The sequence below is a fragment of the Peptoniphilus sp. genome, from assembly GCF_022767005.1.
Lineage (GTDB): Bacteria > Bacillota > Clostridia > Tissierellales > Peptoniphilaceae > Peptoniphilus_A.
On sequence record NZ_JALEOV010000104.1, the window covers coordinates 1 to 10,932 of the forward strand.

At 31.9% G+C, this 10,932-nt stretch carries 13 protein-coding genes, 1 pseudogene and 1 other annotated feature; of the genes and pseudogenes, 10 read left to right on the top strand and 4 right to left on the bottom strand.

The window, feature by feature from the left end; genetic code table 11:
• Positions 1-165: 165 nt before the first annotated feature.
• Complete coding sequence (locus tag MR285_RS08040) at positions 166-801, bottom strand: hemolysin III family protein (RefSeq protein ID WP_293559795.1); 636 nt, start codon at positions 799-801, stop codon at positions 166-168.
• Complete coding sequence (locus MR285_RS08045; RefSeq protein WP_293559797.1) at positions 788-1,342, bottom strand: DUF1836 domain-containing protein; 555 nt, start codon at positions 1,340-1,342, stop codon at positions 788-790. Before MR285_RS08045 ends, MR285_RS08040 begins: the two co-directional genes overlap by 14 nt.
• 351 nt (positions 1,343-1,693) lie before the next feature.
• Between MR285_RS08045 and tnpA the strand changes: the two are divergent.
• A pseudogene (tnpA, locus tag MR285_RS08050) lies at positions 1,694-2,167 on the top strand (IS200/IS605 family transposase).
• A gap of 360 nt (positions 2,168-2,527) precedes the next feature.
• Here the strand turns inward: tnpA and MR285_RS08055 are convergent.
• On the bottom strand, positions 2,528-2,839 hold the full coding sequence (locus MR285_RS08055; protein ID WP_293559799.1) for a hypothetical protein: 312 nt from the start codon (positions 2,837-2,839) through the stop codon (positions 2,528-2,530).
• A gap of 132 nt (positions 2,840-2,971) precedes the next feature.
• A complete protein-coding gene (locus MR285_RS08060; RefSeq protein WP_293559801.1) occupies positions 2,972-3,256 on the bottom strand; it encodes a hypothetical protein in 285 nt (94 codons plus the stop codon).
• 356 nt (positions 3,257-3,612) lie between these two features.
• On the opposite strand from MR285_RS08060, the gene MR285_RS08065 reads away from it, so the two are divergent.
• The 9 genes from MR285_RS08065 (at position 3,613) to rplA (ending at position 10,701) form a co-directional block, all read left to right on the top strand.
• On the top strand, positions 3,613-4,089 hold the full coding sequence (locus tag MR285_RS08065) for a dihydrofolate reductase (RefSeq protein ID WP_293559803.1): 477 nt from the start codon (positions 3,613-3,615) through the stop codon (positions 4,087-4,089).
• A complete protein-coding gene (locus tag MR285_RS08070; RefSeq protein ID WP_293559819.1) occupies positions 4,086-5,642 on the top strand; it encodes an NAD(P)/FAD-dependent oxidoreductase in 1,557 nt (518 codons plus the stop codon). Before MR285_RS08065 ends, MR285_RS08070 begins: the two co-directional genes overlap by 4 nt.
• Positions 5,636-6,100: a tRNA (cytidine(34)-2'-O)-methyltransferase gene (locus tag MR285_RS08075; protein WP_293559805.1), complete on the top strand. Its 465-nt coding sequence runs from the start codon at positions 5,636-5,638 to the stop codon at positions 6,098-6,100. The genes MR285_RS08070 and MR285_RS08075 overlap by 7 nt, the downstream gene beginning before the upstream one ends.
• A gap of 35 nt (positions 6,101-6,135) precedes the next feature.
• The gene (locus MR285_RS08080) at positions 6,136-8,445 is read left to right on the top strand and encodes an ATP-dependent DNA helicase (protein ID WP_293559807.1); all 2,310 of its coding nucleotides are present in this window, start codon (positions 6,136-6,138) and stop codon (positions 8,443-8,445) included.
• A 110-nt stretch (positions 8,446-8,555) separates the two neighbouring features.
• Positions 8,556-8,705 carry a 50S ribosomal protein L33 gene (gene rpmG / locus MR285_RS08085; protein ID WP_293559809.1) on the top strand — a complete coding sequence of 50 codons (150 nt, stop codon included), beginning with the start codon at positions 8,556-8,558 and terminating at the stop codon, positions 8,703-8,705.
• Between the two features lie 9 nt (positions 8,706-8,714).
• Entirely contained in the window at positions 8,715-8,930 is a 216-nt protein-coding gene (gene secE, locus MR285_RS08090; protein ID WP_075659350.1) for a preprotein translocase subunit SecE, read from the top strand.
• 14 nt (positions 8,931-8,944) lie between these two features.
• Positions 8,945-9,487 (top strand): transcription termination/antitermination protein NusG, encoded by a 543-nt coding sequence (gene nusG / locus MR285_RS08095; protein ID WP_293559812.1) that lies wholly within the window; start codon positions 8,945-8,947, stop codon positions 9,485-9,487.
• Between the two features lie 47 nt (positions 9,488-9,534).
• Positions 9,535-9,960: a 50S ribosomal protein L11 gene (gene rplK / locus MR285_RS08100; RefSeq protein WP_019125658.1), complete on the top strand. Its 426-nt coding sequence runs from the start codon at positions 9,535-9,537 to the stop codon at positions 9,958-9,960.
• Between the two features lie 39 nt (positions 9,961-9,999).
• Positions 10,000-10,701, top strand: a complete 702-nt coding sequence (rplA, locus tag MR285_RS08105; RefSeq protein ID WP_293559817.1) for a 50S ribosomal protein L1 — start codon at positions 10,000-10,002, stop codon at positions 10,699-10,701.
• A gap of 95 nt (positions 10,702-10,796) precedes the next feature.
• Positions 10,797-10,918, top strand: a sequence feature (ribosomal protein L10 leader region).
• Positions 10,919-10,932: the final 14 nt, after the last annotated feature.

Genomic DNA, 10,932 nt, shown 5'->3' on the forward strand with positions numbered 1-10,932 from the left:
AATGTCCTCAAAAGATAAATTAAATAAAATGTTAATGGAAGATATTTTATAAGACATATGCAAGTCTATCACATATGTCTTATTTTTAAATCATTACAAAAACACAATTTTTAAATATAAAGATTATAATAATTGAGTAAATTTTTTTGTAGAAAATATTATTACTTAAATAAGATATTCGTAATATCCTATAAAATGAGTTATTGCTGCTCCTAACACGAATAAGTGCCAAATAACATGGCTATATTGTTTTTTTCTCTTGTAAAAAATTGTTCCCACTGTGTAGAGAACTCCTCCAGCAATTAAGAAGATTATAAATCCCTTGGGCACGTTTAAAATTATAGGTTTTAATAAAAATATGGAAGTCCAACCCATGGCAATATATAAAATAACAGAGATTGTTTTTTGTTTATCATATTTTCCATAACTTAAAATTTTGTAAATTGTACCCGCAAGGGCAATGACCCAGATAAATACAAGAAAAAACACCATTTTTTTACCAGATAGCACTGTTAAAATAACGGGAGTAAAGGATGCCGCAATAAATAAAAATATAGCGGAGTGGTCAAAAATTCTAAGAATACTTTTTGCCTTTTTATTCCAAACTCCATGGTAGAGTGTACTTGCCAAAAATAAAAATATAAAAAATGCGCCATAGATTATAAAGCCCGGAGTGTATAAATTTTCGCTTTTAATGCAGGCTTTAATCATCATCACTAAAAAGACTATTCCTATTCCAACTCCAATAAAATGGCTCATACTATTTAAAAATTCAACGAAAGATTCCTTATTCTTCTTCATACATTCTCCTTAAATAACCCTTTACATAAAGGCTTCCTGAAATTGAGCGAATGGCTTCTGTTAAATAGACAGATTCTTCTTTGTAGGAAATTTCTTCGCCCAAAAACACTCGCCTTATTTGATTTTCCATAATATTACAAAAGGAATCATAGGCCTCTTTAAATTCCTTTCCATCTAAATAGAGCTTAATTCCCCTTCCGACTTCCTCCATGGTGAAAACCTGCTTTACAAAACTAATAGCAGTTAATAGAGCGATATGCTCCTTTGAATACTTTTTTTTAACTGGCTTGGGCAAAAGGTTTTGTTTAACATAATTATTTATCATTGAAGGAGAAATATCCTTTTCAGATAAAAAGGGAGATACCTGAGAAAGCACAATGCTTAGCAATTGATCGTTATAAATTTCAAAATTGGGAAGTTCATCCCATCTCAGAAGTCTCCAGTTTTTCACTTTTTCAATAATTTCTTTGTCGGGACTTTCAACGAGTTTTAGATTATTTTTGTTATCTTCCAAAAAAAAGTCATTTATTTTATCATTCATATTACCACCACATCTAGTTTATAAAACTAGTATATACCATTTTTGATTTTATTGCAAGAAAAAAGATATAAGAAAGTAAATATGATTTAAACTATAAAAAGACAAATACCTTTGACTATAAATTAAAAAATTAGTACTTCAATTGATGATGAAAAAAAGAATAAGTTTGTAAATTATTATTAGAAAAATAAAAAGGGGTTGTTGCAGAATAGAATTATCTATTCTGCAACACCACCTTTTTTGTACGCTTAAGCATGAATAAAATGGCTTTAGCTCCAAGCAAAAAACCTCCCATGATATAATGATTAAGTTACAGGCAGTATCATAATCAAAATCAGGGAGGGTATCCAAATGGATAAAAATAGTTTATCACATACAACTTGGAATTGTAAGTATCATATAGTATTTGCACCGAAGTATAAAAGACAAATAATATATGGAAGATTAAAACAAGACATAGGAAAAATATTAAGAGATTTATGCGAGAGAAAATGAATAAATATAATAGAAGCAGAATGTTGTTCAGACCATATTTATATGCTTTTGGAAATCCCACCAAAATACAGTATTTCACAAATAATGGGCTATTTAAAAGGAAAAAGCAGTTTAATAATATTTGATAGGCATGCGAATTTAAAATATAAGTATGGAAATAGATATTTTTGGTGTAGAGGATATTATGTAGACACAGTGGGAAAAAATGCAAAGAAAATACAAGAATATATAAAGAATCAATTGAAAGAAGATTATATGTCAGATCAAATAAGTATGAAAGAATTTATAGACCCGTTTACGGGTGAGCAAGTGAACAAAAGCAGAAACTAAAGTGCTTTAGCACTAGCTGTGTAAAAGGTGCACGAGAAAGAAAATTCAAAGCATGAAATGCTGCCGGTAACAGCCCCTTATAGGGAAATAACAAACCACCGGCTTAGCCGGTGGTTGTGATTTTGGGACTTTTGCAACAGCCCTTCTATTTTATTCTATTCTATTTTTTACTTTTAAAATATTAATGATAATTACAACAACGAAATAAACTATCCAAAATATAATCATTACATAGTTTGTAAAAAATTCTCTTAAATTAAAACTTTTTTTAAAAAAATGAGAGAAAATATAACCACATAAAATTTGTATACCAAGTATAAAAAATATTCTAATTAGTTCTCTCTTAATTAACTTCATAGTTTAATGAAACCCTCTTTCACTAAAAGACCAAGAACCAATATATTGCGTCCTTTCAGAATCTAAATAGTAATCATTCTCATATCTAGTATAGATTTTACCTGTACTATGAGTTCTATAAACATTACTAGTAACATATAAATAGTCTGGTAGTGATGCAACTCCGGCTCCACCACCTGCAGCTATAGCTGAAATAATGATTTTTGTTGCAACTGACATATTTATATATGCTACTGCAGCGACGATTGCTGCTGCAGCAATTGCAATAGTAACTTTTTTACCTACTAAAGAAATCCCATACCTATCAGTTCGCAAATAAGTATTGTTTCCTAAGAGTGATATTTCATTTTTATCTTGTTTGTGATTTTCAATATTATCAATTATTTTTGCTGAAACCTCGTATTTTTCAACTATACCATCTGATTTAGTTTCGAGACAAAAAACTTTTCAATTCTCAATTTTACTAATAATCGAATTTTTTAAAATATTCTCTCCATCTTCGATTTTATAAATCTTACTATTAATTTTATTGCCATTAATTTTTTCTACTATGTAATATTCTCCATCTTCGCTATGTTCTTTGTAATCAATTATAATCTCATCTTCATTAAAATTTTCATTAATATTTATAAAGTTAGTATCCAATTTTGAGTTAGCATAAATCGGTGATACAAAGTTCATCATAATAACTACTACTAAAGCTAAACTCATCGTTTTTTTAAAATTTTTCATAATTTCCTCCTTTATTATTTTATTCATTCATTTATTTTTTAAATAATTAATGTTTAAATCTACCCCCCCTTTTAATTTTAGGCAAATTTTCAAAAATCTACTATTCAATTGGTCGGTTAGTTTTAATAGAATTACAATTTTTCTGCATTAACGATATCAATTATCGATATCGTTGTCAATACTTTTTAGAATTTTTATTTATATATTTTCATTAACTGTATGGACATATGTTACACTTTTACTTTGACAGGATTTTGTGAATTTTATAAGAAATATATCTAAAGCTTTATTGAGTGTTAAAAAAGTCTTTGAATAATGCTATGATTGATGTAAGATTATTTTTAATGGGGGATAGTGTGAAATTACTTATACTTGTTGATAATAAAAATGCTATTGCAAAGGACGGCGAACAAATTTTATTCGTGGACAATGATTTGCAAATGTTTAAAAAATATACCACAAATAATATTATAGTAATGGGAAGTAAAACTTTTTATGCTATTGGAAGGCAGCTTCCAAATAGAATTTCTGTAGTTTTTACGCATTTAAAGGTGGAAGATAAAGAAGATTTATTTTATGTTGACTCAATTAAAAAACTTGATGATATAATTAAAAAATACAGTGATAAAGAAGTTTTTGTAATTGGCGGTGCTGCAATCATTAAACTTTTGTGGGATAGAATTGATGAATTAATTGTTACAAGAGTTGATACTGTTGTTGAAGGGGCAGACAAATTTATCCCTGATTTTGACGGGTTTAAATTAGTTGGTAAAAGTGAAATAGAAGATCCAAATTATAAAGTTTATCACGAGATATGGAAAAGAGAAAAATGATAATTTTAAGAAATATAAAAGTTCCCTATGACAAAGATGAAAAATTTTTGAGAGGGAAAATTGAAAGTGAATTAAATAAGAGGGACTTTAACTACAAAATTTATAAAAAATCTTTGGATGCAAGGCGTGAAATAAATTTTGTGTATCAAGTGGTCGTGGACTTAGATTTAGCGGATATTGACAAAAAGATTGTAAAAAGGTTAAAAAATAATATTGAAGAGTTTCATGAGGACAAGCTTGAAGTCGAGAATATTAATAAAATTAAATCTGCAGTGATTGTTGGTACAGGTCCTGCGGGACTTTTTGCTGCTTATTTGCTTGCCAAAAAGGGCGTAAAGGTAACTCTAATCGAGAGGGGCAAGGAAGTTGATGAAAGGGTAAAGGACATCGACACTCTTCACGAAACTGGAAAGTTAGACGAAAACTCAAATGTGCAATTTGGAGAAGGCGGTGCAGGGACTTTTTCTGATGGAAAATTAACTTCACGTTCCAAGGACAAGAGAGTTTCTCATGTTTTTGAAATTTTTGCAAAAAATGGCGCACCGGAAGATATTCTTTACGAGCAAAAGGCACATATTGGCACGGACATTTTACGCAATGTAATAAAAAATATGCGAAGGGACATTGAAGGGGAAGGTGCAATTTATAAATTTAGTGAAAAACTAATTGATTTTGATATTTGCAATGGAAAGATCAATAAAATAATAACTGACAAGGGAGAATACAGTGCCGATTGCTATATTTTGGCGATTGGAAATTCTGCTCGCGACACTTTCATTATGCTTGATAAATACAATTTAATTGAACAAAAGCCCTTTGCAGTTGGGTTTAGAATTGAGCATTTGAGAAAAAACATTGAGAAGGCACAGTATGGCGTGATTTCAGAAAAGCTTCCTGCTGCGACTTATCAGTTAAATATTACAGACAAAGGAGAGGCACATTCAGTTTACACTTTTTGTATGTGTCCTGGTGGTTATGTTGTAAATTCCTCTTCAATAAAGTCGCAATTATGTGTTAATGGCATGAGCTATCACGACAGAAGGGGCGAGAATTCAAATTCAGCTGTAGTTGCTACTATTGACGAGAAAATATATGGCAAAGGAAATTTAGCTGGCATGAGTTTTCAAAATGAAATAGAAAAAAAGGCTTATAAAATGGGCGATGGCTTGGCACCAGTTCAAAGAGTAAAGGACTTTATGGAGAATAGAGTAACAGAAAAACTTGGCGAAGTGTTGCCAACTTTTAAACCAGGCTATGTTTTTGCCGACTTAAATGAAATTTATCCGGAAAGCATTAATCACGTCATAAAAAATGCGCTAAAATTAATGGATAGACGAGTTCGTGGTTTTTGCAGCGACGATGCAATTCTTACGGGAGTGGAGACGAGGACGTCGTCGCCAATTAGAATTGTTAGAGAAAATTATAGGTCAGAAAAGTTGGAAAATTTATTTCCAATTGGAGAAGGTGCAGGTTATTCTGGTGGAATAATTTCTTCGGCATTGGATGGACTTAAATGCGCCATAGAAATTTTGGAAGGAGAGAAAAGATGTTAAATATAGTTTTTTATGAACCAGAAATTCCCTTTAACACAGGTGCTATTGCCAGGACTTGTGGACTTACTAAAACAAGGCTTCATCTCATTAAGCCTCTTGGGTTTTCCGTTGACGACAAACATTTAAAGAGGGCGGGACTTGATTATTGGCATTTAGTCGACATAAATTATTACGATTCCTACGACGAGCTTGTGGCAAAATATCCAGAGAGCAATTTTTATCTCGCAAGCACTAAGGCAAAGAAAAGATATTCTGATGTGAAGTTTAAAGATGGAGATTTCATTGTCTTTGGACCTGAAACTCGTGGACTTCCTGAAGATTTAATTTTTTCTAATTACGACATGGCAATTAGAATTCCAATGTTAAAGGATTATGGCAGAAGTTTAAATCTTTCAAATTCTGCAAATATAATTTTATTTGAAGCTTTAAGACAACTTGACTTTTTAGATTTGGAATAATTTTTTAATGTATTTTGTGATAGAAGGGATTTGTTTTGAAAGAAGTAAAAATCTCCGTAAGAAATTTAATAGAGTTTGTCAAGAGAAGTGGCGACATTGACAGGAGATTTTTTTCCAATAAAAGAGCTGTCGAGGGCATAAGGGCACATCAAAAGGTGCAAAGGGAATACTCCAAGAATTTTTTGACTGAAGTTTTTTTGCGAACTCAAGAAGAAATTGAAGACATAATTTTTACAGTTGAAGGTCGTGCCGATGGCATTGAAGTAGCAAATGAAGTTACAATAGATGAAATAAAATCTACAACTAGAGATTTGGAAGAACTGGAAAAAGAAGAAAATCTAATGCACTGGGCACAGGCAAAGTGTTACGCTTACATTTATGCCAAGGATAATGACCTTGACGACATAAATGTAATGCTAACCTATTATCAACTTGAGACAGAAGAAATTTTAAATATAAAAAAGACCTTTACCTTTTATGAACTTCGCGACTTTTTTATAGGAACTCTAATGGAATATCTTGAGTTTTCAAGAAGAATTGTAGAATGGAAGGATATTCGCAATAAATCCATAAAAAAATTAAAATTTCCTTTTAAAAAATTTAGAAAGGGACAGAGAGAACTTTCTGTTGCAGTTTACAACACAATTGACAGTGAAAATAAATTATTTGTAGAGGCGCCAACGGGTATTGGAAAGTCAATTTCTACAATTTTCCCAACTATTAAGGCAATGGGAGAAGATAAAATCGACAAGGCATTTTATCTTGTGGCTAGGTCTACGGGAAAACAAGCCGCAAAGGATGCACTGGAAAGACTTTTAAATAGAAAATTAAAATTAAAAATCACCATGGTAACTGCAAAGGATAAAATTTGCTTAAATGATAAAGTTTCCTGCAATCCAAAGGACTGCATATATGCAAGAGGACATTTTGACAGAGTCAATGATGCAATAATTGATATTTTTGACTCCTGCGACAATTTCACTAGAGAAAATATTGAAAAATTTGCAAAACTTCACATTGTCTGCCCCTTTGAGTATCAACTTGACCTTTTGGATTTTTCTGATTTTATAGTTTGCGATTACAATTACATATTCGACCCAACAGTTTACCTCAAAAGATTTTTTGAAAATTCAATGCTAAGATTCACACTTCTCATTGACGAGAGCCACAATCTTCTCGATAGAGGAAGGGAAATGTATTCGGCAGAAGTTTTTATTGAGGACTTGGAGAAATTATTTGAAATTTTGCCAAAGAAGAGAAAAGCTGCGAGAAAACATCTTAGAAATGCTATTGATGAGTTTAAAAAATTAGATAATCGAAATTTTTACAGTTACGATTCCTTTATTTCTTTTAATGTAGAAGTGGAAAAAACGGTTTTTTCAATGAACGATTTTTTGACTAAAGACAAGGAAGCAAAGGACTATGAAAAGGCGCTAGACATTTACTTTTCACTTTTTAAGTACATCAAAATTTTGGAATACTACAATAAGGACTTTGTTTCAATAAAAAGTGAGGACTCTGTAAAGATAAAATCTCTTGATATTGCACCGATTTTCAAAAATATTTTGAAAGCGCCAAGGTCATCTGTATTTTTCTCTGCAACTTTAAATCCGATAAAATACTATGGCAAGCTCCTTGGTGCAGATGAAGAAACAAATTACTACAAAATAAAATCACCCTTTGATCCAAATAATTTAGTGGTGCTTAGGAACAATAAAATTTCCACGGTTTATAGAGATAGAGAAAATTCTATTGAGGAAATAATTGAAAATCTTAAAAATTTTTCTGAGTACAAGGGAAACTATATTTTCTTTTTTCCATCTTATTCCTATATGGAGAGAGTCTATGAAAGTTATATTGAAGGGGTCGATAATGATAATATTGTAAAACAAGATAGAGAAATGACAGAATTTGAACGTGAAGAATTTTTAAATAATTTTACATTTTCTTCTAGCACAATAGCTTTTGCAGTAATGGGAGGAGTTTTTTCTGAGGGAATAGATCTAATTGGCGATAGACTTCGAGGTGTTGCCATAATAACCGTAGGTTTACCTGGACTATCCTACGAAAGAAATATTTTAAAAAGTCACTTTCAAAAAAAGTACAATAAAGGTTACGAGTATGCCTATATTTATCCAGGCATGATAAAAGTTGTGCAATCGGCTGGAAGAGTAATAAGGACTGAAGATGATAAGGGCGAAGTTCTTTTAATTGATAAGAGATTTTCAATTGAGCCTTATAGTTTACTTTTGCCAAGTCAATGGAAAATTTATGATTTTAATGACCCAAGGGAAATAAATGACATTTTAAAAATTTTTAAAGGAGAAGAAAAGTACAAAAAATAGAGAAAATTTATCGCAAATAGCTTTACAAAAATGCTCTTATGTGGTAGTATTACTTAGTAAATTAGAAGGAGCCAAGGGCGGCTCTTTTTTTTAGCACTGGAGGTGTTTTTATGGCAGATAGAGTAGTACTTGAATGCACACAATGTAAAAACAGAAATTATGTGACATATAAGAATAAGAAGAATACTACTGAAAGATTGGAACTAAAGAAGTATTGTAAATTCTGTAGAGAACATACAGCACACAAAGAAACTAAGTAAGGAGGATTTATGGCTACTAAAACTACACCTAAGACTGAAGAAAAAAAAGGCGGTCTAGGTAGATACTTTAGAGGTGTGAAATCTGAATTCAAAAAAGTTGTATGGCCTACTAAGGATACTGTAATCAAATATTCTATAATAGTAATTATAGCCGTTATATTGTCTTCATTACTATTATTAGCATATGATAAAATCATAATGTTTTTATTTGGTTTTATCTATTGATTGGAGTGTTATAGTTGGATACACAAGAACTTAATAGTAATGAAACTTCAAAGTGGTATGTAATTCACACTTATTCAGGTTATGAAAAAAAAGTAAAGGCAAACATGGAAGCAATGGTTCACAATCGAGGCATGGAAGATGTCATCTTCGACATTAGAATTCCTATGGAAGACTATGTTGAAAATAAAGATGGCGTTTCAAAGGCAAAGGAAAGAAAGATGTTTCCGTCCTATGTCCTTGTCAACATGATTATGAATGACGAAACATGGTATCTTGTTAGAAACACAAGGGGAGTTACTGGTTTCGTTGGACCAGCTTCAAAACCTGTGCCACTTTCTGATGAAGAAGTGTTACTACTTGGAGTTACAGATAGCAAAGAGTTATTCGACAACTACGAAATTGGAGAAGTTGTAAAAGTTATTAATGGACCTTTCAAAGATTTGGTAGGAAAAATTGACGACTTTAATTACGACAAAGCTAAAGTTAAGGTATGTATCTCAATGTTTGGAAGAGATACAATCGTTGAATTGGATTTCAATCAAATTATTAAAGAGTAAGAAATGTGTGGGAGGGTAAACCCGCATTACCACAAGGAGGAAATAAAATGGCAAAAAAAGTCATAGCATTAGTAAAATTACAAATTCCTGCAGGAAAAGCTACACCAGCTCCACCAGTTGGTACTGCACTAGGACCACATGGTGTAAACATCATGCAGTTCACAAAGGAATTTAACGCAAAGACTCAAGATCAAGCAGGTATGATTATTCCTGTTGTTCTAACAGTTTATCAAGATCGTTCTTTCACTTTTATCACAAAGACTCCACCAGCTGCAGTTCTTATTAAGAAAGCTCTTAATATGGCTAAAGCAAGTGGTGAACCAAACAAGAAAAAAGTTGGAAAATTGACAAAAGCTCAAGTAGAAGAAATAGCTAAAACAAAGATGCCTGATCTTAACGCAGCAAGCGTAGAAGCTGCTATGGAAATGATCGCAGGTACAGCTAGAAGTATGGGTATAGAAGTAGAAAGATAAGTGGGAGGCTAAGCCGCAAGTACCACGAAGGAGGTAAATATGCCAAAAAGAGGTAAAAAATATCAAGATAGCGCAAAGCTAGTAGATAGATCAAATTTATATGATGTAAATGAAGCTCTTGACTTAGTTATAAAAACTGCTAAGGCAAACTTTGACGAAACAGTTGAACTTGCAGTAAGACTTGGTGTTGATCCAAGACATGCTGACCAACAAGTTAGAGGTACTGTTGTACTTCCTAATGGAACTGGTAAAGAAATTAGAGTACTTGTTCTTGCAAAGGGAGAAAAAATTAAAGAAGCTGAAGCAGCTGGAGCTGACTACGCAGGTGGAGAAGAATTAGTAGAAAAAATTCAAAACGAAAATTGGTTTGAATTTGACGTAATTATTGCAACTCCAGACATGATGGGCGTAGTTGGTAAAATCGGTAGAGTTCTTGGACCTAAGGGACTTATGCCAAACCCAAAATCAGGTACAGTTACATTTGATGTAGGACAAGCCGTAAAAGAAACTAAAGCAGGTAAAGTTGAATATAGAGTAGACAAAGCTGCAATTATTAATGTTCCAATTGGAAAAGTTTCTTTTGGAGTTGAAAAACTTGCTGAAAACTTTAGGACAATTTCAGATGCTATTATAAAAGCAAAACCAGCAGCTGCAAAAGGTCGTTATTTAAAATCAGTAACAGTTGCATCAACAATGGGTCCTGGAATTAAAATCAACGGATCAAAATTAATGGAAAAATAAAAACACCTTTGCCCACAGACTTTTAAAAGAAATCTGTGGGCATATTTTAATTAAAATCAAAATAAAATGTTGACAAACTAGATGGGACTGTATATAATATTAATGTTATTAAGCCGCAGACAGTAGGTGGCATTGCCATAAGTCCTACCGAGGTTTGAAATTCGGATTTATTTGATTTTCACATCTCACGGCGGCGTGAGATTTTTTTTATTTGGGGGTGACAAATTGAAA